Raw genomic sequence first — 22,858 nt, 5'->3', positions numbered from 1 at the left:
GTGAGCATATGATCAACTTTGAAATTTTTCTTGCCATCGGCATGTTCACCGCCATTGTCCTGGCGTTGGTGCTGGTGATCCTGGTTGCACGTGCCAAGCTGGTATCCAGTGGTGATGTGACCATCGAGATCAATGGCGAAAAAACCATTACTGTTCCTGCGGGGGGTAAGCTGCTGCAGACCCTGGCAGATAACAGCATCTTCCTGTCTTCTGCCTGTGGTGGTGGCGGTACGTGCGCGCAGTGCAAGTGCGTAGTCGAGTCGGGTGGTGGCGAAATGCTGCCGACCGAGGAGTCGCACTTCACCAAGCGCGAGGCCAAGGCCGGCTGGCGCCTGTCCTGTCAGACCCCGGTCAAGCAGAACATGAAGATCGAGGTACCGGAAGAAGTCTTCGGCGTGAAGAAGTGGGAATGCACGGTGGAATCCAACCCCAACGTGGCCACCTTCATCAAGGAGCTGACTCTCAAGCTGCCGGAAGGTGAGAACGTCGATTTCCGCGCCGGTGGTTATGTGCAGTTGGAGTGCCCGCCGCATGTGGTCAACTACAAGGACTTCGATATCCAGCCGGAATACCGCGGCGACTGGGACAAGTTCAACATGTGGCGCTACGTGTCCAAGGTCGACGAGACGGTGATTCGTGCCTACTCGATGGCGAACTATCCGGAAGAGCGCGGCCTGGTCAAGTTCAATATCCGTATTGCTTCGCCGCCCCCCGGCAAGGATGAGATTCCGCCGGGCAAGATGTCGTCCTATGTGTTCAGCCTCAAACCGGGCGACAAGATCACCGTGTACGGTCCCTTTGGTGAGTTCTTTGCCAAGGATACCGACAACGAGATGGTGTTCATTGGTGGCGGTGCCGGTATGGCGCCGATGCGTTCGCACATCTTCGACCAGCTCAAGCGTTTGAAATCCAAGCGCAAGATCAGCTTCTGGTACGGTGCGCGCTCCATGCGCGAAGCGTTCTATGTCGAGGAATATGACCAGCTGCAGGCCGAGAACGACAACTTCAAGTGGCATTTGGCGTTGTCCGATCCGCAGCCCGAGGACAACTGGAATGGTCTGACTGGTTTCATCCACAACGTGCTGTACGAGAACTACCTGCGTGATCATCCGGCACCGGAAGATTGCGAGTTCTACATGTGCGGCCCGCCCATGATGAACGCAGCGGTCATCAAGATGTTGCTGGACTTGGGTGTAGAGCGCGAGAACATTCTGCTGGACGACTTCGGCGGCTGACATGTTCCCACGCTGGTTTGGCCCTCTCGCTGCCGTCGTCCTGACGGCGGCAACCCTGGCAGGCTGCTCCGACACCCTGGAGCAGTTTGCCGGGCCGACCATGGGCAGTACCTACTCGATCAAATACGTGCGCAGTTCGCAGGCGCCGACGGTCGAGGAGGTGCGTGCCGCGGTCGACGACATTCTTTCCACGCTTGATCGACAAGTGTCTACCTACCGTAGCGACTCCGACCTGCAGCGCTTCAATGCGTTGCCAGCAGGGCAGTGCCTGGCTATGCCGCCAAGCGTTGTGCAGCTGACCGCCTTCGGGCAGAGCCTGGCACAACGCAGCGCAGGAGCGTTCGACCTGACCCTGGAGCCTTTGCTCAATCTATGGGGCTTCGGCCCGCAGTCGCGTGGCCAGCAGGTGCCGGAGGCGGCAGCGATTGCCGGTGTTCTGCAGCAGATTGGTTTGCAGCATGTGCGTATCGAGGGTGAGCAGCTGTGCAAGGATATTGACCTGCAACTGGAGTTCAACAGCATTGCCGCCGGTTATGCCGTTGATCAGGTATCTGCCTACCTGCGTAGCCAAGGTATTCACAACTATCTGGTGGAAATTACCGGCGAGTTGCAGGCCCGTGGTCATAAGCCTGATGGTTCTTCCTGGCGTATCGGTGTCGAAGCACCGCGCGAGGATCGCCAGGTGGCCCAGCAGGTACTGAACATTGACGGTTGGTCGGTGTCGACTTCAGGTGACTACCGCAATTACTACGAGGAAAACGGTGTGCGACTGTCGCATACCCTCGACCCGCGTACCGGACATCCGGTGAGCCATGCCCTGGCGGCGGTCACCGTGCTGCATGAGTCGGCGTTGCAAGCCGATGGCCTGTCTACCCTGCTCATGGTGCTGGGGCCGGAGCAAGGCCTGGCCTATGCGGAGAAGGAACAACTGGCGGCGTTGTTCGTCAGTCGCGTCAAGGGTGAGTTTGTCTCACAGGCGAGTAGTGTGTTTACCCAACGCTTCGCTACAGAGGAGAACTGAGCATGACCTGGCTACTGGTTTTTTTGTTCATGCTGCTGGTGGTGCTGGCCATGGCGGTCGGCGTGATCATGGGGCGCAAGCCGATCGCCGGTTCCTGTGGTGGTATCGCCAATCTGGGCATCGAAAAGGAGTGCTCGATTTGCGGCGGCGTGCGTGAGAAGTGTGAAGAAGTGAATCGCGACAAATCCGCGCAGCCGGAGGCTCAGGCCTACGACGCGACCAAGCGCTAATGGCGCCCAGCTGTCTGCCGGCGTAGCCTGGCAGCAGCTACCTATAACAATCAGGCGATGCCTGGCTTGTGCCCACAAGGCGCCCGGCATTTCCCCAAGGAGTAAGCATGGCTGTCTATAACTACGATGTAGTGGTGCTGGGGACTGGCCCGGCGGGCGAGGGGGCGGCGATGAATGCCGCCAAGGCAGGGCGCAAGGTGGCGGTGGTGGACAACCGTCCGCTGGTCGGTGGCAACTGCACGCACCTTGGTACCATTCCCTCCAAGGCCTTGCGCCACTCTGTGCGACAGATCATGCAATACAATACCAACCCGCTATTTCGCCAGATTGGTGAGCCACGTTGGTTTTCCTTTCCGGATGTATTGAAAAGTGCCGAGCGGGTGATCAGCAAGCAGGTGGCCTCGCGCACCGGCTACTACGCGCGTAACCGGATCGACAGTTTTTTCGGAACCGCCAGTTTTGCCGATGAGCACAGTATCGAGGTGGTTTGTCTCAATGGTGTGGTTGAGCGCTTGGTCGCCAAGCAAATCGTCATCGCTACCGGATCACGTCCCTACCGGCCGGCAGATATCGATTTCACTCACCCGCGTATCTATGACAGCGATACCATCCTGACGCTTAGCCATACCCCGCGGCGCATGATCATCTATGGTGCCGGGGTGATTGGTTGCGAATATGCCTCCATCTTCAGTGGGCTTGGCGTGCTGATCGACCTGATCGACAACCGCGATCAGCTGCTTAGCTTCCTGGATGATGAGATCTCCGATGCGTTGAGCTATCACCTGCGCAACTCCAATGTGATCATCCGTCACAACGAGGAGTACGAACGTATCGAGGGGGTGGAAAACGGTGTCGTGCTGCACCTGAAGTCGGGCAAGAAGATCAAGGCCGATGCATTGCTCTGGTGCAACGGCCGGACCGGCAATACTGACTCGCTGGCACTGGAGAATATCGGTATCGAAGTCAACAGCCGTGGGCAGATCAAAGTTGACCAGCATTACCGTACCGAAGTCAGCAATATCTACGCCGCCGGCGATGTGATTGGCTGGCCGAGTCTGGCCAGTGCCGCCTATGACCAGGGGCGCTCTGCCGCAGGCAGTATCGTCGAGAATGACAGTTGGCGTTTTGTCGATGACGTACCGACCGGCATCTACACCATTCCGGAGATCAGCTCAATCGGCAAGACCGAGCGTGAGCTGACCCAGGCCAAGGTGCCTTATGAAGTGGGCAAGGCCTTCTTCAAGGGTATGGCCCGTGCGCAGATTGCCGTTGAGCCGGTGGGCATGCTGAAGATCCTCTTCCATCGGGAAACCTTGCAAGTGCTGGGTGTGCACTGCTTTGGCTACCAGGCCTCGGAGATCGTGCATATTGGCCAGGCGATCATGAACCAGCCAGGCGAAGCCAATTCGCTGAAGTACTTCGTCAATACCACCTTCAACTACCCGACCATGGCTGAAGCCTATCGGGTAGCGGCGTTTGATGGGCTCAATCGGCTTTTTTGAGCGGCTCCGGCTGGCGGCCTGAGCCGGCCGGGGAGGATGTGCTGCAGTGGCTGTCCCGCTGGTCCTGGCCGAATCGGGAAAGCCTGTAGCCCGCAGGCCGATATAAAGGCGCGACCTGGGGTTGCGCCTTTATGCATTCAGGGGCTGCCAATGACTTGGCGGGCCAGGCCAGGGAAGTCGCTAATCAGGCTGTCCACGCCCAGTGCAGCCAGGCGCTGCATGAGCAAAGGCTGGTTAACCGTCCATGCCGAGACATGCAGTCCGGCCCGCTGCGCCCGCTGTAGGCGTTGCGGGCTGCACAGTTGCCAGTTCAGGGCAAGCAGTGAGCAGCCCATGCGCTGCGCCACGCGCACTGGTTCCAGCCAGGCGCGCTCGGCGACCAGGCCGCGTTGCAGCTCAGGGGCCAACTCCCGGGCGGCCTTGAGTACCGTCAGCGAACTGGACGTTAAGGTCACCTGCTCGACCAGTCCGTATTGCTGGCAGAGTGCGGCAATGGCCCGCACCAGGCGTGCCGAACCCGTTCGCGAAGCGCTCTTGACCTCCAGTTGCCAGTGTTCGAAGGCGCACTGCTCGAACAGCTCGGCGAGTGTTGGGATCGGGCAGGGTTGTGGCCAGGAAGGGCCGCCATGGCGTGCATCCATGTGCTGTAGTTCAGCCGCATCATAGTGGCTGACTTTGCCTCGCCGTCCTGTGGTGCGGCGCAGGGTCGGGTCGTGAATGACCATCAGTTGCCCGTCGCGGGACAGGTGCAGGTCCAGTTCGCAGCGGGTAACCCCCTGTGCCAGACAGCGCTGAAAACTGGCCAGGGTATTTTCCGGCGCCTCACCACGCGCACCGCGGTGGCCATATAGCAAGGTCATGGCTGGCTCGCTGTGGGGCGGTGATGGGCAACGCTGCGGATGACATGGCGGTATTCGAAATACACCGAAAACTCGCGATAGTCCCAGCGGGTAATGGGCGGCTGGCCAACCGCAGGATGTTCATGGTCGGGCAGGCCGAAGCGCTCCAGTACGCTGCGCTGGCTTTCTCCCAGGCGCGGCAGGCTTTCGCGCAGGGCAGGTTGCGCCTGGTTGCCCAGGGGGATCAGCAAGGTTTCCGCGCAGGCCGGGGCAAGAGGCATCAGCAGGCTCAGCGAGAGGAACAGGCGAGGGCTCATGATTTGTCTTCCTGGCGTGCCTGGCGGCGTTGCAAGGCTTGCTTCTGCAATATGTGACGGGCGAGTAGTTGGCGCTGCGCTTCGGTCAGGGCTTCGAACTCGGTACCTACTTCGTATTGACCGTCGCCGAGTGCTTGGCAATGGATGACCTGGGCGCGCAACAACAGGCCGAGTGCCTGGGGCATCAGTACCATTTTCAGCGCCAGGTGGCTGCCCTCGGCCAGTGCCTGATTGCACATGAAGCCTGCACCTCCCTCGGACAGGGTTACCTGGCGGGGCTGGCCGATGTCTTGCAGAAGGTTTTGCGTCAGTGCCTGGCCCAGCAGGTCGATGCGTTTGTTGATCACCTTGAGGTAGCTGGCCAGGGTGCGGTCACGCTCGCTGATGTGGCGCAGCAGGTGCTGCGACTCATAGTCCAGCAGGTGCAGGTCGCTGAGCAGGTTGAACAGTGGCGAGGAATCGTTGAGCACGCTGCTGGGCTGGGCTTCCGGGCCGCTGAGCAGGCGGAAATCCAGTGCGATGGTGTCTTCGATACGGTAGTATTCGCGGCGGTCATCCGCCTCTGGCGTGGACATGGCGAACCCAGATCAGTGTCGGTGGTCCGAGTGTAAACGCTGCTTGCCAGCCCTCGCCAGCAGGACCTTCGGCAAAGATCGCCGAGCTTGCATGGACGCCCGGGCGATTGTCGCCGTTCTCTCGCAGGGCATGGTGCCGACTCCCTTTCTGATGAGTTTCCCGAAGCATGTTCAGACCGCTGCCCCTTTTCATCGGCGCTCGCTACACACGCGCCCGTCGGCGTAGTCACTTCGTTTCCTTTATTTCTCTGACCTCGATCATTGGCCTGGCACTGGGTGTGCTGGTGATGATTCTGGTGCTGTCGGTGATGAATGGCTTCGACTATGAGATGCGCCATCGTGTCCTCGGCATGGTGCCACATGCCACCCTGGAGGCCGGTCAACCGCTAAGCGACTGGCAGGGACTGGCGCGCCAGGTGGAGTCGCAGCCTGGCGTGCTGGCCAGTGCGCCCTTTACGCAGATGCAGGGGCTGCTGACAGGTAACGGTCAGGTGCAAAAGGTGCTGATCAACGCCATCGAGCCGTCACTTGAGGCGCGAGTATCGATCATCGAGGACTTTTTCCTGCCAGGGCAGGGCAGCCTGGCGGCCTTGCAGCCGGGCGAGTTCGGCATCGTATTGGGCGATACCGCCGCACAGCGTCTAGGGCTGCAATTGGGCGACCGGGTGACGTTCGTGGCGCCCGAGGTGGCGTTGACGCCTGCCGGCATGTTCCCGCGCATGAAGCGTTTTACCCTGGTCGGGCTGTTCCATGTCGGAGCCGGTGAGGTCGACGGCCATGTGGCATTGGTGCACCGCCAGGATGCGGCGCGCTTGCTGCGTTGGCAGGCGGATCAGGTGCAGGGGCTGCGCCTGCAGCTGGCAGATTTGTTCCAGGCACCGCAAACCGCCTGGCAGTTGGTCGAACAGCTGGGTCGCGAGCAGTTCTATGCGCGCGACTGGACGCGTAGCCATGGCAACCTTTACCAGGCCATTCGCATGGAAAAGACCATGATCGGCCTGTTGCTGCTGCTGATTGTTGCGGTGGCTGCGTTCAATATCGTCTCGACACTGGTCATGGTGGTGACCGACAAGAAGGCTGACATCGCCATCCTGCGTACCCTGGGCGCCACGCCCCGGCAGATTCTTGCCACCTTCATGGTGCAGGGTTGCTTCATTGGCGTGGTTGGCACACTGCTGGGTGCGCTGCTCGGCGTGCTCGCGGCACTCAATATCAGTGCGCTGATCGCCTGGGTGGAGCGTAGCCTGGGCATGCGTTTCCTCAGCGCCGAGGTGTATTTCATCGATTACCTGCCGTCGCGCGTACAGCTGGCAGATGTGCTGATTGTGTGTGCGGCGGCCTTGCTGCTGAGTTTCCTGGCTACTTTGTATCCGGCCTGGCGTGCGGCGCGCACCCAGCCTGCGGAGGCGTTGCGTTATGAATGACAAGGTGGTGTTGCAGTGCCGTGATCTGGGCAAGAGTTACGAGGAAGGTCCGGCCCGCGTCGAGGTGTTGAATGGTGTGGAGCTGAGTTTGCGGCCTGGCGAACGGGTAGCCATCATCGGTAGCTCCGGCTCGGGCAAGAGCACTCTGTTGAACATGCTGGGCGGTTTGGATACGCCCACGCGAGGCAGCGTATGGCTGGCTGGCGAGGAATTATCGGCCCTCAATGAGCGGGCGCGCGGTCTGTTGCGCAACCGTGCCCTAGGTTTCGTCTACCAGTTCCATCACCTGTTGGCTGAGTTCACCGCGCTGGAGAACGTGGCCATGCCATTGCTGCTCGGGCAGGCACCGCTTAGTGAAGTGCGTGCACGTGCCACAGCCTTGCTGGAGCGTGTTGGTCTGGGCCACCGGCTGGCGCACAAGCCTGCCGAGTTGTCCGGTGGTGAGCGCCAGCGGGTGGCGATTGCCCGGGCCTTGGTCAACCAGCCAGCGCTGGTCTTGCTGGATGAACCCACCGGTAACCTGGACCAGCATACGGCAGAGAGCATTCAGGCGCTGATGCTGGAGTTGTCGCAGACGCTCGATACGGCTTTCCTGGTGGTCACCCATGATGTGCAGCTGGCTGCGCGTATGGATCGCGTGCTGCGCCTGCAGGACGGCAAGCTGGTGGCTGCCTGATGTTGCGTCCGGCCAGTTTGTTCATCGGCTTGCGCTATACCCGTGCGCGGCGTCGTAACCAGTTCATTTCCTTCATTTCCCTGACCTCCATGCTCGGGCTGGCACTGGGTGTGCTGGCAATGATCGTGGTGCTCTCGGTGATGAACGGTTTCCAGCAGGAAATGAGCAAGCGCATCCTTGGTACCCTGGCACATGCCAGTGTCAGCCAGCACGCTGGTATTGCCGACTGGCAGGCGCTGGCCGAGCGCATCAAGCGCTTTGAGCCGCGGGTGATCGGTACGGCTCCCTATGCGGAAATCGATGGCATGCTGTCGCACAAGGGGGCCATGCAGCCGATCCAGATTACCGGCGTGTCACCACCCGATGAGGCGGCGGTATCACAGATGGCCGCTCATCTGCGTGCGGGTCGCCTGGAAGAGCTGCGTGCCGGAGAATACGGAGTGATCCTCGGCGATCTTACGGTGCGTCGACTGCGCCTGGCGCTCGGCGACAAGCTGACCCTGATCATTCCGCAGGCCAGCGAGACAGCCGCCGGTATCACACCGCGCCTGCACCGCCTGACCCTGGTCGGGGTGTTCAAGGTGGGGGCTGATCTGGATGCCAGCATGGGCCTGGTGCATGTGCAGGACAGTGGCGAGATGCTGGGTCTGCAGGCCGGGCAGGTGCCTGCCCTGCGTCTGGCATTGCGTGATCTGCGCGAGGCCCCTGAGCTGTCTGCTCGCCTGGCCGGTGAGTTGGGCGAGGGTTATCTGTTGCGTGACTGGAGCCAGACCCAGGGCAGCCTGTTCAGCGCCATGCAGATGGAGAAAACCATGATTGGCCTGCTGCTGATGCTGATCATCGCGGTAGCGGCTTTCAACATCGTTGCTACCCTGATCATGGTGGTGGCTGACAAACGTGCGGATATCGCCATCCTGCGTACGCTGGGTATGACGCCGGGGCAGGTGATGCGAGTATTCATGGTGCAAGGTAGCGTGATCGGCGCGGTGGGTACGCTGACGGGTGCACTGCTGGGGGTGATTGCTGCCCTCAATCTGAGCGCCTGGATGGCCTGGTTCGAGCAGTTGAGTGGCCAGCAGGTATTTGCAGCGGATCTCTATGTCATCAGCAGCCTGCCTTCGCAATTGCAGTGGGCTGATGTGGCGCTGATCTGTGCGGCTGGCTTGTCGCTGAGTTTCCTGGCTACGCTTTACCCGGCGTGGCGTGCCGCGCAGACCGAGCCGGCGGAAGCGCTGCGTTACGAGTGAGGATTGCGCTGGCGCCGCCGTTCCTGGCGCTTGCGCCAGTTGCGGCGCACCCAGCGTCGCCAGTAGTAATGGGTTGCCAGGTAAGCCGTGCCGGCGAGAACGATGCCCAGCACCAGTGAGCCCAGATATAACGGCTGCCAGTGGGTCAGCAGGACATCCGTCAGCCAGCCCAGGGTGATTTCTTCCGGCATGGCCAATGAAGGAATGCCTAGCAAGCCAGCGCCGACCTTGTAGCTGCAATAGAACACCGGAGGCATGGTTACCGGGTTGGTCAGCCATACCAGGCCAACGGATATCGGCAGGTTGGCGCGCAGCGGAATGGCCAGCGCTGCGGCAGCGAGCATCTGCATGGGCATGGGAATCATCGCCCAGAACAGCCCGATAGCCATGGCTCGTGCAACCGAATGGCGATTCAGATGCCAGAGATTGGGATCGTGAATGAGCGCACCGAGGAAGCGCAGTGACTTGTTGCCCTTGATGCGATCGGGATGGGGCATGTAGCGCTTGATGAAACGACGCGGCATGAAGGCTCTCTGGCAGGCGTAAGCGCGCACATTATGCACGTATGCAGGCAGCTCCGCTGTGACGAAATTGTGCGGGCATATGACTGGCGAGTTTGCCCGAGCCAGCCATAGTTAGGTGCTGCTCAGGATCAAGAAAAAGGACACGCACGGATGCGTCTGGCCTGTATTGCCTTGCTGGGTGGGCTGTTGTGCCTGCCCGTTTTACCTGTAATTCCCTCGTGGCCCTGGCTGTTGTTGGCGGGCCTGGCAGGCCTGGGATTATTGCGTACGCTGCTCTATCCGCTGGGCTGGATGCTGCTGGGTTTTACCTGGGCATGCCTGAGCGCCGGGCAGGCTCTGGAGCAGCGCCTGGCGCCTGAACTGGATGGTCGCACCCTGTGGCTGGAAGGGCGAGTGGCTGGTTTGCCGCAACAGCGTGAGGGCATCTGGCGCTTTGAACTGCAGGATGTGCAGGCGCGGCGCGCCCAGTTGCCGGCACGCCTGCGTGTTGCCTGGCATGCCGGGCCCGCCGTGCAGGCCGGCGAGTATTGGCGGCTGGCGGTGAAGCTCAAGCGCCCGCGTGGCCAGCTCAATCCGCAGGGTTTTGACTATGAGGCCTGGCTGCTAGCGCAGCGGCTGGGCGCTACCGGTACGGTCAAGCATGGCTATCGCCTACAGGCGGCGCAAGGCGCCAGTCAATGGCGCGACCAGTTGCGCCGGCACCTGCTAAGTCTTGACCAGGGGCCCGCCCTGGCCGCCTTGCTGGTCGGCGATGGTGCCTCGCTTTCTACAACACAGTGGCAGGTGCTGCAGGCCACGGGTACCCAGCACCTGATGGTGATTTCCGGTCAGCACATCAGCCTGTTGGCAGGGTTGTTATATGGCCTGGTGGCAGGCCTGCAACATCTCGGTTGTTGGCCGGCACGCTGGCCCTGGTTGCCGGCAGCCTGTCTGCTGGCGCTGTCCGGGGCGCTGGCTTACGGCTGGTTGGCCGGGTTTGCCGTGCCCGTGCAGCGGGCCTGTCTGATGCTGGCGCTGGTCTTGCTCTGGCGTTGGCGCTTTCGCCATCTGCGTATTTGGACGCCCTGGTTGCTGGCGCTTTGCCTGGTGCTGCTGTTCGAACCACTGGCGAGTTTGCGTCCGGGCTTCTGGCTGTCCTTTGCCGCAGTAGCCATCCTGCTGTTGTGCTTCAGTGCTCGCCTGGGCGCGCGTTCATGGCTGGCCAGCCTGGGCTGGGCACAGTGGGTGATTGCTCTGGGCTTGTTGCCATTTTTACTGGTGCTGGGCCTACCGGTGAGCCTGAGTGGTCCGCTAGCCAACCTACTGGCGGTGCCTTGGGTGAGTCTGCTGGTGCTACCCCTGGCGTTGCTCGGCTGTTTGCTGTTGCCGCTGGGAGGGCTGGGAGAAGGCCTGCTGTGGCTGGCTGGGTGGGGGCTGCAGCTGCTCTTCACGGGCTTGCAGTGGCTGGCTGAGCAGCAGGGTGCCCATGCGTTTGCGGCCTTGCCCTGGCCGGTGTTGTTGGCAACAGGCCTGGCGGCGTTGCTCTGGTTGCTGCCGGCAGGCGTGCCGTTACGCTGGCCAGGGTTGCTGTTGTGGCTGCCGCTGCTCAGCTGGACTCCAGCACGGCCGCCGGTTGCTGAAGCGCGTGTCTGGCTGCTGGATGTCGGTCAGGGCTTGTCCGTGCTGGTGCAGACCCATCAGCACGATTTGCTCTACGACAGTGGGCCGCGCAGCGTATCCTTCGACAGCGGTGCACAACAGGTCTTGCCAAGCCTGCGTGCGTTGGGCGTGCGTAAGCTGGAGCGGTTCATCATCAGTCATGCCGATAACGATCATGCGGGTGGTGCCGCTGCTGTGTTGCAGGGTGTGCCGGTACTGCAACTGGTCAGTGGTGAGCCACGGCGCTTGCGGCTGATGCGCCAGGCCGAACCTTGTACTTGGCAAACCTGGCAGTGGGACGGGGTGCATTTCAGTCAGTGGCAGTGGGCACAGGCGCGCGATGGCAATCAGGCGTCCTGTGTCCTGCGCATCGAGGCAGCCGGGGAGGTTCTGTTGCTCAGCGGTGATATCGATGCGCGTGCCGAGCAGGCGTGGCTGGCGGGACCTCAGGCAGGGGTGGTGGACTGGCTGTTGGCACCGCATCATGGCAGTCGTACGTCGTCTTCAGCGTTGTTCCTGGCGCATGCCCGGCCGCGTCATGTGCTGTTTACCCGCGGCTGGAACAATGCCTTTGGCCATCCCCACGAGGAGGTGGTGCAGCGCTATCTCATGCAGGGTGTGCAAGCCTGGGATACCGCCCGGCAGGGCGCCTTGCTGATTGCTTTGGGACGTCGCGAGCCGGCGCGCGGCTTGCGCGAGCAACAGCGTTTCTGGCGGGAAAAATGAGACACACAGCGTTCGGCGCTGGTGAGTCCCTATGCTAGAGTTGCGGCACTTTTCCAAGGGGGATAACCACTGTGTGGGAGCTGGTCAAAGCAGGCGGCTGGATGATGCTGCCGATCATTCTGTGTTCCATTGCGGTGGCGGCCATCGTCGCCGAGCGGCTGTGGACCCTGCGTGCCAGTCGGGTGGCGCCTGGGCACCTGCTGGGGCAGGTCTGGTTGTGGATTCGTGAAAAGCAATTGACCACGCAAAAGCTGCGCGAGCTGCGTCAAAGCTCGCCGTTGGGCGAAGTGCTGGCTGCCGGGCTGGCCAACTCCAAGCATGGTCGCGAGATCATGAAGGAGTGCATCGAGGAGGCGGCCGCCAGGGTCATTCATGATCTCGAACGTTATCTGAATGCGCTGGGGACCATCGCCGGCATTGCACCGCTGCTCGGCTTGCTGGGTACTGTGCTGGGCATGATCGAGATCTTCAGTGGCTTCATGGGGGGGGGCATGGCCAACGCTCCGGTCTTGGCTGCGGGTATTTCCAAGGCGCTGATTACTACGGCAGCCGGCCTGATCGTGGGTATTCCTGCGCTGTTCTTCCATCGTTTCCTGCAGCGACGTGTCGATGAGCTGGTGGTCGGTATGGAGCAGGAGGCGATCAAGCTGGTTGAGGTAGTGCAGGGCGATCGTGAAGTGGATCTTGGTGAAACCCCGGCCAGTGAACCGCGCAAGGCGCGCAAAGAGGGCGGCAAGGCGTGAAGTTCCGACGCAAGGCGCGGGAAAGCGTCGATATCAACCTGGCACCGCTGATCGATGTCGTGTTCATTCTGCTGCTGTTTTTTGTGGTGACCACGACCTTCACCCGGGAAACCCAGCTCAAGGTTGACCTGCCCGAGGCCGCCAGTGGTACCCCGCCTCAGGAGACAGCGCTCAAGCAGCTGGAAGTGCTGATTGGCGCTGATGGCAGTTATGCGCTGAACGGTCGTCAGCTGCGCCAGCATGACCTGCAGACCCTGATGGCTGCCTTGCAGGCCGAGTCGCAGGGTGACAACAGCCTGCCGTTGGTGATCAGCGCCGACGCCCAGGCAACCCACCAGGCGGTGATTACCGCCATGGATGCGGCCGGCAAGCTCGGCTTTGCCCATCTGCGCATCACCACCGTCGAGGCGCAGCCGGCACCGTGAAGTTTGCTGAGCGCCTGCTGCGCGCCTGGTATGCTGGGCACCCGGCCCTGCACCTGCTGCGTCCCCTGGAAGCGCTCTATCGGCAAGTGCTGCGCCGTCGGCGCAATGCGTTCCGCGAGGGGCGGCGCGCGGTCTATCGCGCGCCGGTGCCGGTGCTGGTGGTCGGCAATATCACCTTGGGTGGCACCGGCAAGACGCCGATGATCCTCTGGTTGATCGATTTCCTTCGCCAGCGCGGGCTGCGTGTCGGCGTGGTCAGTCGCGGCTACGGAGCTCGGCCACCGTATACGCCCTGGCAGGTCACCTCCGAGCAGGACGCGACCTTGGCCGGTGACGAGCCCTTGTTGATTGTGCAGCGTACCGGCGTGCCCCTGTATATCGCTGCAGAACGTAGCCTGGCAGTACAGGCGCTGTTGGAGGCGCATGCGGTGGATATCCTGCTGTGTGACGATGGCCTGCAGCACTACGCGCTGGCCCGTGATATTGAACTGGTGCTGATTGATGCCGCACGTGGCCTGGGCAATGGGCGCTGCCTGCCTGCGGGGCCCTTGCGCGAACCCGCCGAGCGCCTGCAGGAAGTCGATGCTTGCCTGTATAACGGCGCGCCGGACGATTCGCCGCACGGCTATGCCTTGACCCTGCAGCCTACGGCGCTGATCAACCTGTGCAGTGGCGAGCGTGTGGCGTTACAGCACTTTCCTGCCGGCCAGGCGCTGCATGCCGTGGCGGGGATTGGCAATCCGCAGCGTTTCTTCGCCACCCTCGAAGCGCTACACTGGAAGCCGATTTGCCATGCCTTTGCCGATCATGCGCAGTACAGTGCGGCGCAACTGACTTTTGCCGATGATCTGCCGGTGCTGATGACCGAGAAGGATGCCGTCAAGTGCCGGGCCTTTGCCCGCCCCAACTGGTGGTATCTGGCGGTTGATGCCCAGCCTTCGCCGGCCTTCACGGCCTGGCTGGAACAGCGCATGCGGCAGCTTCTGCCCCGCTAGGCCGATACGTCGGCCAGCTCTTATCCCGAGGTGACCGATGGATCCCAAACTGCTCGATATTCTCGCCTGCCCACTGTGCAAGGGGCCGCTCAAACTGAGTGCCGACCAACAGGAGTTGATCTGCAAGGCTGACGCCCTGGCTTTTCCGGTGCGGGATGGCATTCCGGTCATGCTTGAGGGCGAGGCGCGTAGCCTGTCGGTTGACGAGCGTCTGGACAAGTAAGCATGACGCCCGACTTCGTAGTAGTGATACCCGCCCGCTATGCCTCCAGCCGTTTGCCTGGCAAGCCGCTGCAGTTGATTGCCGGGCAACCGATGATTCGCCACGTCTGGCAGCAGGCCTGCAAGAGTTCCGCGAAGCGCGTCGTGGTGGCCACTGATGATCCGCGCATCGTCGAGGCCTGCCAGCAGTTTGGTGCCGAGGTGCTGCTGACGCGCGCCGAGCATAACTCCGGTACCGACCGGCTGGCTGAGGTGGCCGCGCAGCTAGGGCTGTCGGACGAAGCCATCGTGGTCAACGTACAGGGTGACGAGCCGCTGATCCCACCGGTGCTGATCGATCAGGTAGCCGCCAACCTGGCAGCCAACCCGCAGGCCGGAATTGCCACACTCGCCGAGCCAATCGAGGATGTCCAGGCACTGTTCAATCCTAACGTGGTCAAGGTGGTCAGCGACAAGAGCGGTCTGGCACTGACTTTCAGTCGCGCACCGATTGCCTGGGCACGTGATGCCTTTGCCGTGTCCCGCGAGCGCTTGCCGGCGGCGATTCCCTATCGCCGACATATTGGCATCTATGCCTATCGTGCAGGCTTTCTGCATGACTTCGTGGCCTGGGGGCCTTGCTGGCTCGAAGACACCGAGTGTCTGGAGCAATTGCGCGCATTGTGGAACGGCGTGCGCATTCATGTCGCCGATGCGCTGCAAAGTCCGCCGGCCGGCGTGGATACCGCCGAGGACCTGGCCCGCGTGCGCCGCCTGCTGGAGGACTGATGAACATCCTGTTTGTCTGTCTGGGCAATATTTGTCGTTCGCCCAGCGCCGAAGGCGTCATGCGCCAGCGTCTGGAACAGGCCGGCCTGGCCGCGCAGGTTGCTCTGGACTCGGCGGGTACGGCGGCCTGGCATCAGGGCAAGCCGGTAGACCCGCGCACCCGTCTGGCCGCACAGCGGCGTGGTTATGATCTGTCACTGCTGCGCGGTCGCCAAGTGGTGGTAGAGGACTTTCATCGTTTCGAGCTGATCCTGGCCATGGATGCCAATAACCTGCGTGACCTACAGGCGATGTGCCCGGCCCATGCGCCAGCCGAGGTGGATCTTTACCTGCGTCGCTATGGTTTGCAGCCGCATGAGGTGCCGGACCCCTATTACGGCGGGGAGGAGGGCTTCGAGCAGGTGCTGGACTTGCTGGAGGAGGCGGCTGACCGCTTGCTGGCGGATATACGGGGGCGCTTGTGAGCCTGCAGGTTGAAGAGCAGGCCAGTCTGCTGCGCTACAACACCTTTGGCCTGCCAGCGAGCGCGCAATGCCTGGTGCATGTGCACGATGATGATGAGGTGCGTGCCGCACTGCGCCTGGCGCTGTTGCGTGAGCTGCCGCTGCTGGTGCTGGGCGGTGGCAGCAATCTGCTGCTCACCCAGGATCAGCAGGCATTGGTCATGCATATGCAGAGTCGTGGCCGGCACATTGTCGACGATGACGGCGAACACTGCCTGGTCGAGGCGCAGGCCGGGGAAAACTGGCATGACTTTGTACAGTGGACCCTGCAACAGGGGCTGGTCGGTCTGGAGAACCTCAGTCTGATTCCGGGTACTGTAGGTGCTGCGCCCATGCAGAATATCGGGGCCTATGGCGTGGAGCTGGGTGATCACTTCGTCAGTCTGGATGCACTGCATGTAGCTACTGGCGAACTGCATCAGTTCGATCTGGGCGCTTGTCGGTTTGCCTATCGAGACAGCCTGTTCAAGCAGCAGGCTGGCCAGTGGGTCATCCTGCGTGTGCGTATGCGTCTGGCACGGCATGCGCCGTTGCATCTGGACTATGGCCCGCTGCGTGGTCGCCTGCAGGTCATGGGTATCGAGCAGCCCAATGCGCAGGACGTGGCAGATGCAGTGTGCGCCATCCGCCGTGAGAAGTTGCCGGACCCGCGTGAGCTGGGCAATGCCGGGAGCTTTTTCAAGAATCCGCTGGTGTCGCTTGCTCTGGCCGAGCGGATTCGTCAGCAGCATGCCGATCTGGTGGCTTATCCGGCGGGTGTCGGGCAGGTCAAGCTGGCGGCCGGCTGGCTGATCGAACGAGCAGGCTGGAAAGGTTATCGCGAAGGCCGGGTAGGCGTTCATGAGCAGCAGGCTCTGGTTTTGGTTAACCACGGCGGGGCAAGCGGTAGCGAGGTGCTGGCGCTGGCTGAGAAAATTCGCGCGGACATTCGTCAGCGCTTTGCCGTTGAGCTGGAGATCGAACCCAACGTACGTTGATTGATCGTTCGGCATAAAAAAGGGATGCCTTGTTAGCATCCCTTTTTATGTTGCCGCTATCCTGTGCCGCTATGGGCAGCACAGGATGACGGTAGTCAGCTATTGCGCGGTGCCTGGTCTGCCTCGAGCATCGCGGTAGCTTCGGTAGCTTCGGTAGCTTCGGTAGCTTCGGTAGCTTCGGTAGCTTCGGTAGCTTCAGGCGCTACGATGCTGCTGGTGACACTGTCGCTGGCCGGCTGGCTTTCCTCGCTGCTGGCCGGCTGGCTGGCTGCCAGAGCAGCAGCTGCAGCTGCGGCGGCCTCTTCGCGCTGACGACGACGCACTTCACGCGGGTCGTTGGGTGCGCGTCCGCTGCTGGTGACCGGCGCGGCGCTGGTTGCGGCGACAGGGGCTGCCGCCGGTTCGGCGATGGCTGCTGACGCTTCAAGAGCCTCGACCGCTTGTGGCGCTGCGCTGGGTTGCACGGTTTGTGCGTCCGTTTGCGCGGTGACGACAGGCTCGATCTGTACGGCGTGAGCAGGTTCAACAGCAACCTCGGCAACGGGTTGCTCAGTCTGCGCCTCGGCTGGCGTGTCACTGGCAGGTTGCTCGACGGTTTCTGCTGCCGGCTGTTGCTGGGCAGTGTCCGCAGCAACAGCCAGGCTGTTTGCTGGCGACTGCTCGGTCGGTGTGTCAGCCTGGGCGGCGGCGTTGCTGTCTTCGCTCGAAGCCTGGGCAGTGCCCTCTTCGCTGCTTTCGATCAGGTTGCCGTCGGCATCACGCTGACGCTCGCGGCGGTTGCTACGGCGACGCTGGCCGCGCGAACGACGGCGCGGGCGTTCGCCTGCCTCAGCATTGTCCTGCTCGTCCTCGAACATCTCCGTCTGTTCCAGCAGCTCTTCGTCACTGCTGTTGCTGACGGCTGCTTCCTGGCGTGGTGCACGCTCTTCACGCTGCGGACGTGGTGCACGTTCTTCGCGAGGCTTGCGTTCGGTACGCTCCTCGCTGTTGCGGGCTTCTGGTGTTTCCAGTGCTTCGCGCAGCTCACGCGGGCGGCGTTCTTCACGATTGCCACGCTCGCGGCGGTTGTTGCCATCCTGAGCTTCGCGCGGTGCGCGTTCTTCACGGGGCTGACGCTCTTCGCGTGGTGCACGCTCCTCGCGAGGCTGACGCTCTTCGCGCGGTGTGCGTTCCTCACGTGGGGCACGCTCTTCGCGCGGAGCACGCTCCTCGCGGGGTTGACGTTCTTCGCGTGTAGCGCGCTCTTCGCGTGGCTTGCGCTCTTCATCGCGGCCATTGCGATTGGCGCGACCATCGCGGTCACGATTGCGACCCTGTTGGCGGCCGTTACGGCGCTCCTCGCTGGTGCGCGGCTTGCGCTCCACCGGTGCTTCGATGACTACCTGCTCTTCCTGTTTGCCGGCAAACAGACTGACCAGCGACTTGACCAGGCCCTTGAACAGGCTGGGCTGTACCGGCGCGGTTTCCGCGACCAGCGGTGCGGCTGGTTGTGGTGCTGCCGGGCGCGGCGGGGTGGTCTTGATAGCGGCTTCCTGGCGTACCAAGGTGCGGGTGGCGCTGACCGGTTGAGCCTCTTCGACCTCGGCCTTGGTCATTTCATAGCTGCTCTGGCCGTTCAGGGCCTCGGGGCTGTCATCACGCAGGCGTTGCACTTCGAAGTGCGGCGTTTCCAGGTGGTCGTTGGGCAGGATGACGATGCGCGCGCGTGAGCGCAGCTCGATCTTGGTGATGCTGTTGCGCTTCTCATTGAGCAGGAACGCGGCCACCGGAATCGGCACCTGGGCACGCACCTCGGCGGTGCGATCCTTGAGGGCTTCTTCCTCGATCAGGCGCAGGATGGCCAGTGACAGCGATTCGACGTCGCGGATGATGCCCTGGCCGTTACAGCGCGGGCAAACGATGCCGCTGGTCTCGCCCAGCGAGGGGCGCAGACGCTGGCGTGACATTTCCAGCAGGCCGAAGCGCGAGATGCGACCGATTTGCACGCGCGCGCGGTCCGCTTCCAGGGCTTCGCGCATGCGCTCTTCCACGGCGCGCTGGTTTTTCACCGGGGTCATGTCGATGAAGTCGATGACGATCAGGCCGCCGATATCGCGCAGGCGCAACTGGCGCGCAATTTCCTCGGCAGCTTCCAGGTTGGTCTGCAGGGCGGTTTCTTCGATGTCACCACCCTTGGTGGCGCGCGCCGAGTTGATATCGATGGACACCAGCGCTTCGGTCGGATCGATGACGATGGAGCCGCCGGAGGGCAGTTTGACTTCGCGCTGGAAGGCCGTCTCGATCTGGCTTTCGATCTGGAAGCGATTGAACAGCGGTACGCTGTCTTCGTACAGCTTGACCTTGCTGGCGTACTGCGGCATGACCTGCTGAATGAAGGTCAGTGCTTCATCCTGTGCTTCCACGCTGTCGATCAGTACTTCGCCGATGTCCTGGCGCAGGTAGTCACGGATCGCACGGATGATGACGTTGGATTCCTGATAGATCAGGAAGGGGGCCGGGCCCTGCTTGGAGGCATCGGTGATGGCCGTCCACAGCTGGATCAGGTAGTCGAGGTCCAGTTGCAGCTCTTCGCTGGAGCGACCCAGGCCCGCAGTACGGACGATCAGCCCCATGTCGGCGGGGGCGTTGAGGCCGTTGAGCGCTTCACGCAGTTCGTTGCGCTCTTCACCTTCGATGCGTCGGGAGATACCGCCCGCGCGCGGGTTGTTGGGCATCAGCACCAGGTAACGACCGGCCAGGCTGATAAAGGTGGTCAGGGCGGCGCCCTTGTTGCCACGCTCTTCCTTCTCGACCTGGACGATAACTTCCTGGCCTTCCTTCAGTACGTCCTTGATGTTGACGCGGCCTTCGGGGGTTTTCAGGAAGTACTCGCGGGAGATTTCCTTGAGCGGCAGGAAGCCGTGGCGCTCGGCACCAAAGTCGACGAAGGCAGCCTCCAGGCTGGGCTCGACGCGGGTAATGCGGCCTTTGTAGATATTGGCCTTCTTTTGCTCGCGGGCTCCGGATTCGATATCCAGGTCGTAGAGCTTCTGGCCGTCTACCAGGGCTACACGCAACTCTTCGGGTTGAGTTGCGTTGATCAGCATTCTTTTCATGTTGTACCAAGGGTTTCCGGGCTACCGGAAACGGCGTTCGGCACACACGACTCTCATGGTCGATGTCTGGTGCGCGTCAACCTGCGGCCATGCCGAGGTTGGGTCCAGCAGCTTCGGGCTCGATAGGCCCTGGCCGCGACTGCGTCTCCTGCCTGCCAGGGTTGTGGCAGGCGCTCAATCAGGAGGAGGAATCAGCCGGCAGGCGGACGGAAAAGCAGGGAAAGAAGCCGTACTACGCAGTTTGCCGGTTGTGCATCTCCACCCTACACGGTTCCTTGAAAATCGGGTGCCGCTCACTGAATCCGGAGCGGGTTGCAATTTATCGCAATGCTGCCAGGGGTGACCGTGGCAGGCATCGCGCGTCGTAACTCAAGGCTTGGATTTCGCTCAGTTACCAGTCGATCTGGCAGCTGCAGCGGGGACGGCCTGACGTCCTGAATGGGGTTGCTCGCGGTGTGTTGCCGCCTGATTGCTGGCTCGCGTTCACCGGGCCGCACGAAGCGGCGTTCCCGACTCTATCACCAATCTTTAAGTGCTTCAATTGCATAAAAATTGTATTATCCGACGATGACCACGACCTCTTCTCCTGCCATCACTAGTAGCGTTCAGCTGCTCGAGGTGGCGCCGGATCATGCCGGCCAGCGTATCGACAACTATCTGCGTGCCCAGCTTAAGGGCGTACCCAAGACCCTGGTTTACCGCATCCTGCGCAAGGGTGAGGTGCGGGTTAACAAGGGGCGTATCAAACCGGACTACAAGCTGCAGGCGGGAGATGTCATTCGCGTGCCGCCCTTGCGTCTGGCTGAGCGTGATGAGCCTGCGCCATTGGCGCAAGGTCTGCTTGAGCGGCTGGAGGCCGCCATTGTCTATGAGGACAAGGCGCTCATTGTGCTGAACAAGCCTGCCGGTATCGCCGTGCATGGTGGCAGCGGCCTGAACTACGGGGTGATCGAGGCGTTTCGCCAGCTGCGTCCGGAGTCCAAGGATATCGAGCTGGTGCATCGCCTGGATCGGGATACCTCCGGGCTGCTGATGATTGCCAAGAAGCGCAGCATGCTGCGCCATTTGCATGAGGCTCTGCGTGGCGACGGGGTGGATAAGCGTTACCTGGCGCTGGTGCGGGGCAGTTGGCCGGCTGTGAAGAAGCAGGTGCGGGCGCCACTGATGAAGAGCAATCTGCGCTCTGGCGAACGCATGGTGGAGGTCAATGTCGAGGGCAAGGATGCCTTGACGCTGTTTCGGGTCGTGCGTCGCTTCGGCGAGTTTGCCACCCTGGTGGAGGCCAGTCCGGTGACCGGGCGTACTCACCAGATCCGCGTGCATGCCCGGCATGCCGGGCATGCCATCGCCGGTGACAGCAAGTATGGTGATGATGACTTTACTCGTGAGGTGCGTGAGTTGGGTGGCAAACGCCTGTTTCTGCATGCTCATGCGCTGCGTGTGCCGCTCCCGGAAGGGGGCGAGTTGAAGCTGGAGGCGCCCGTCGATGACATGTGGGTGCAAACGCTGGAGCGCCTGAGTGAGTGACTTTCGCCTGCTGATCTTTGACTGGGACGGTACGCTGGTCGACTCGATTGCTCGTATCGTCGAGTCGATTCAGGTGGCCGCGGCCTGTTGCGAGTTGCCGCCTCTGTCCGCTGAACCGATCAAGGCCATCATTGGTCTGAGTCTGTTGCGAGCGATTGATGTGCTGTACCCGCAGTTCGATGATCCGCTTGGCCGTGAGCGTTTTCGTCAGGCCTATGCTGATCATTACCTGGCTTTGGAGGAGCAGCCTTCGCCGCTCTTTCCAGGGGTTGCCGAGGCGTTGCAGGCCTTTCGCCGGGAGGGCTTGCAGCTGGCTGTTGCCACGGGCAAGAGTCGTCGTGGTCTGCATCAGGTCTTGGCCCGGCGAGGCTGGCTGGATTTCTTCGATATTACCCGCTGCGCGGATGAGACCTCGAGCAAGCCTCATCCGCAGATGCTGGAGGAGATCCTTGCGCATTGTGGTGTGCCGGCACACCGGGCATTGATGGTCGGAGATTCGCGCTTCGATCTGCAGATGGCGCATAACGCCGGGGTTCATGCGGTGGCGGTGGGCTATGGCGCGCAATCGCTGGCGAGCCTGCGCGCAGAGGCGCCGCATCTGGAAATTGAACATTTTGATCAGCTGCGTGCCTGGTTGGGCGTGCCGCTGGACCGTGAGGTCAAACGGGAGCATGGGTATGTCTGAATGGAAAGAGCTGGCTGACGAGCAGAAGAAAGCCTGGCAGTTGCTGGAAAAAGCAGCGTTGGCTGGTGTGCAGGAGCAGCGCCGGGCGCGGCGCTGGGGGATTTTCTTCAAGCTGTTGACCTTTACCTATCTGTTTGTAGCACTGGCCCTGTTTTCACCTTTGTTGCAGCTGGATCGCGCTGCCTCGGCAGGTAAGTCGCATACCGCGCTGATCGAGGTGCGTGGCATGATCGCTGCTGATGAGTTGGCCAGTGCCGACAATGTGATAGGCAGCCTGCGTGCCGCCTTCGAGGACGAGCAGACCAAGGCAGTGATTCTGCGCATCAATAGCCCTGGCGGTAGTCCGGTGCAGTCGGGCTATATCTACGATGAAATACGTCGCCTGCGTGCCGAACATGAGCAGATCAAGGTCTACGCGGTGATTACTGATCTGGGTGCCTCGGGTGCCTACTACATTGCCAGTGCGGCTGATCAGATCTATGCCGACAAGGCCAGTCTGGTGGGGTCTATCGGGGTAACTGCGGCCGGTTTTGGCTTTGTCGAAGCCATGCAGCGCCTGGGTGTGGAGCGGCGTGTGTACACCGCAGGCGAACACAAGGCATTTCTCGATCCCTTCCAGCCGCAGAAAGAGGACGAGCGGCGTTTTTGGGGTGAGGTGCTGGCGACTACGCATCAGCAGTTCATTGACAGTGTCAAGCAGGGGCGCGGCGAGCGTCTGAAGAGTGCCGAGCATCCGGAGTTGTTTTCCGGGCTGGTCTGGTCCGGCGAGCAGGCGCTGCGCCTGGGCTTGGTCGATGGCCTGGGCAGCAGCAGTTACGTAGCTCGTGAGGTGGTGGGGGAGAAGCGCATCGTTGACTTCACGGCCAAGCAGTCGCCGCTTGATCGCTTTGCCAAACGTCTTGGTACCAGTGTGGCCGAGCACCTGGCTCTGTGGATGGGTATGGGCGTGCCGCAGTTGCGCTGA

The 22,858-nt window shown here is 61.8% G+C and carries 23 protein-coding genes; 18 read left to right on the top strand and 5 right to left on the bottom strand.

The annotated features are described in order from the left end of the window. The first annotated feature begins 8 nt into the window (after positions 1–8). The 4 genes from nqrF (at position 9) to sthA (ending at position 3,988) form a co-directional block, all read left to right on the top strand. Entirely contained in the window at positions 9–1,235 is a 1,227-nt protein-coding gene (gene nqrF / locus CW360_RS04060; protein WP_093987220.1) for an NADH:ubiquinone reductase (Na(+)-transporting) subunit F, read from the top strand. A 1-nt stretch (position 1,236) separates the two neighbouring features. After that, a complete protein-coding gene (locus CW360_RS04055; protein ID WP_101192837.1) occupies positions 1,237–2,256 on the top strand; it encodes an FAD:protein FMN transferase in 1,020 nt (339 codons plus the stop codon). A gap of 2 nt (positions 2,257–2,258) precedes the next feature. Then, the gene (gene nqrM, locus CW360_RS04050) at positions 2,259–2,486 is read left to right on the top strand and encodes a (Na+)-NQR maturation NqrM (RefSeq protein ID WP_093987222.1); all 228 of its coding nucleotides are present in this window, start codon (positions 2,259–2,261) and stop codon (positions 2,484–2,486) included. A 107-nt stretch (positions 2,487–2,593) separates the two neighbouring features. Beyond that, on the top strand, positions 2,594–3,988 hold the full coding sequence (sthA, locus tag CW360_RS04045) for a Si-specific NAD(P)(+) transhydrogenase (RefSeq protein WP_093987223.1): 1,395 nt from the start codon (positions 2,594–2,596) through the stop codon (positions 3,986–3,988). 137 nt (positions 3,989–4,125) lie between these two features. On the opposite strand, the gene CW360_RS04040 is transcribed toward sthA, so the two are convergent. From CW360_RS04040 to CW360_RS04030, 3 genes are read right to left on the bottom strand one after another with little or no spacing between them, the layout of a single operon-like run. Then, positions 4,126–4,848: a glycerophosphodiester phosphodiesterase gene (locus tag CW360_RS04040; protein ID WP_101192836.1), complete on the bottom strand. Its 723-nt coding sequence runs from the start codon at positions 4,846–4,848 to the stop codon at positions 4,126–4,128. Continuing rightward, complete coding sequence (locus tag CW360_RS04035) at positions 4,845–5,144, bottom strand: phosphodiesterase (RefSeq protein WP_093987225.1); 300 nt, start codon at positions 5,142–5,144, stop codon at positions 4,845–4,847. Before CW360_RS04035 ends, CW360_RS04040 begins: the two co-directional genes overlap by 4 nt. Continuing rightward, positions 5,141–5,719: a PilZ domain-containing protein gene (locus CW360_RS04030; RefSeq protein WP_093987226.1), complete on the bottom strand. Its 579-nt coding sequence runs from the start codon at positions 5,717–5,719 to the stop codon at positions 5,141–5,143. Before CW360_RS04030 ends, CW360_RS04035 begins: the two co-directional genes overlap by 4 nt. A gap of 167 nt (positions 5,720–5,886) precedes the next feature. Here CW360_RS04030 and CW360_RS04025 point away from each other — a divergent pair, with 167 nt between their 5' ends. From CW360_RS04025 to CW360_RS04015, 3 genes are read left to right on the top strand one after another with little or no spacing between them, the layout of a single operon-like run. After that, positions 5,887–7,143, top strand: a complete 1,257-nt coding sequence (locus CW360_RS04025; RefSeq protein ID WP_093987227.1) for a lipoprotein-releasing ABC transporter permease subunit — start codon at positions 5,887–5,889, stop codon at positions 7,141–7,143. Next, positions 7,136–7,819, top strand: coding sequence for a lipoprotein-releasing ABC transporter ATP-binding protein LolD (gene lolD, locus CW360_RS04020; RefSeq protein ID WP_093987228.1), 684 nt, complete (start codon positions 7,136–7,138; stop codon positions 7,817–7,819). The genes CW360_RS04025 and lolD overlap by 8 nt, the downstream gene beginning before the upstream one ends. Further along, positions 7,819–9,066, top strand: coding sequence for a lipoprotein-releasing ABC transporter permease subunit (locus CW360_RS04015; protein WP_101192835.1), 1,248 nt, complete (start codon positions 7,819–7,821; stop codon positions 9,064–9,066). Before lolD ends, CW360_RS04015 begins: the two co-directional genes overlap by 1 nt. Here the strand turns inward: CW360_RS04015 and CW360_RS04010 are convergent. After that, a complete protein-coding gene (locus CW360_RS04010) occupies positions 9,057–9,590 on the bottom strand; it encodes a DUF2062 domain-containing protein (protein ID WP_093987230.1) in 534 nt (177 codons plus the stop codon). The two genes, CW360_RS04015 and CW360_RS04010, sit on opposite strands and share 10 nt — an antisense overlap. A 150-nt stretch (positions 9,591–9,740) precedes the next feature. Between CW360_RS04010 and CW360_RS04005 the strand changes: the two genes are divergently transcribed. The 8 genes from CW360_RS04005 (at position 9,741) to murB (ending at position 16,587) form a co-directional block, all read left to right on the top strand. After that, the gene (locus CW360_RS04005) at positions 9,741–11,954 is read left to right on the top strand and encodes a DNA internalization-related competence protein ComEC/Rec2 (RefSeq protein WP_101192834.1); all 2,214 of its coding nucleotides are present in this window, start codon (positions 9,741–9,743) and stop codon (positions 11,952–11,954) included. A gap of 71 nt (positions 11,955–12,025) precedes the next feature. Next, complete coding sequence (locus CW360_RS04000) at positions 12,026–12,697, top strand: MotA/TolQ/ExbB proton channel family protein (protein ID WP_101192833.1); 672 nt, start codon at positions 12,026–12,028, stop codon at positions 12,695–12,697. Beyond that, positions 12,694–13,122 carry an ExbD/TolR family protein gene (locus tag CW360_RS03995; protein WP_093987233.1) on the top strand — a complete coding sequence of 143 codons (429 nt, stop codon included), beginning with the start codon at positions 12,694–12,696 and terminating at the stop codon, positions 13,120–13,122. Before CW360_RS04000 ends, CW360_RS03995 begins: the two co-directional genes overlap by 4 nt. Beyond that, entirely contained in the window at positions 13,119–14,117 is a 999-nt protein-coding gene (gene lpxK / locus CW360_RS03990; protein WP_101192832.1) for a tetraacyldisaccharide 4'-kinase, read from the top strand. Before CW360_RS03995 ends, lpxK begins: the two co-directional genes overlap by 4 nt. Positions 14,118–14,154: 37 nt before the next feature. Further along, complete coding sequence (locus CW360_RS03985; protein WP_093987235.1) at positions 14,155–14,340, top strand: Trm112 family protein; 186 nt, start codon at positions 14,155–14,157, stop codon at positions 14,338–14,340. A gap of 2 nt (positions 14,341–14,342) precedes the next feature. Beyond that, positions 14,343–15,107 (top strand): 3-deoxy-manno-octulosonate cytidylyltransferase, encoded by a 765-nt coding sequence (gene kdsB / locus CW360_RS03980; RefSeq protein WP_101192831.1) that lies wholly within the window; start codon positions 14,343–14,345, stop codon positions 15,105–15,107. Continuing rightward, positions 15,107–15,571 carry a low molecular weight protein-tyrosine-phosphatase gene (locus CW360_RS03975; RefSeq protein ID WP_101192830.1) on the top strand — a complete coding sequence of 155 codons (465 nt, stop codon included), beginning with the start codon at positions 15,107–15,109 and terminating at the stop codon, positions 15,569–15,571. Before kdsB ends, CW360_RS03975 begins: the two co-directional genes overlap by 1 nt. Next, a complete protein-coding gene (gene murB, locus CW360_RS03970; RefSeq protein WP_101192829.1) occupies positions 15,568–16,587 on the top strand; it encodes a UDP-N-acetylmuramate dehydrogenase in 1,020 nt (339 codons plus the stop codon). The genes CW360_RS03975 and murB overlap by 4 nt, the downstream gene beginning before the upstream one ends. A gap of 95 nt (positions 16,588–16,682) precedes the next feature. Here murB and rne read toward each other — a convergent pair whose 3' ends face one another. Then, the gene (gene rne / locus CW360_RS03965) at positions 16,683–19,682 is read right to left on the bottom strand and encodes a ribonuclease E (protein ID WP_101192828.1); all 3,000 of its coding nucleotides are present in this window, start codon (positions 19,680–19,682) and stop codon (positions 16,683–16,685) included. A 567-nt stretch (positions 19,683–20,249) separates the two neighbouring features. On the opposite strand from rne, the gene rluC reads away from it, so the two are divergent. From rluC to sppA, 3 genes are read left to right on the top strand one after another with little or no spacing between them, the layout of a single operon-like run. Continuing rightward, positions 20,250–21,209: a 23S rRNA pseudouridine(955/2504/2580) synthase RluC gene (gene rluC / locus CW360_RS03960; protein ID WP_101192827.1), complete on the top strand. Its 960-nt coding sequence runs from the start codon at positions 20,250–20,252 to the stop codon at positions 21,207–21,209. Further along, positions 21,202–21,894, top strand: coding sequence for an HAD-IIIA family hydrolase (locus CW360_RS03955; RefSeq protein WP_101192826.1), 693 nt, complete (start codon positions 21,202–21,204; stop codon positions 21,892–21,894). The genes rluC and CW360_RS03955 overlap by 8 nt, the downstream gene beginning before the upstream one ends. After that, positions 21,887–22,858, top strand: a complete 972-nt coding sequence (gene sppA / locus CW360_RS03950) for a signal peptide peptidase SppA (protein WP_101192825.1) — start codon at positions 21,887–21,889, stop codon at positions 22,856–22,858. Before CW360_RS03955 ends, sppA begins: the two co-directional genes overlap by 8 nt.

Origin of the sequence: Pseudomonas fluvialis (genome assembly GCF_002835605.1) — a bacterium.
Lineage (GTDB): Bacteria > Pseudomonadota > Gammaproteobacteria > Pseudomonadales > Pseudomonadaceae > Aquipseudomonas > Aquipseudomonas fluvialis.
This window is presented reverse-complemented; position numbering and strand designations above follow the sequence as displayed.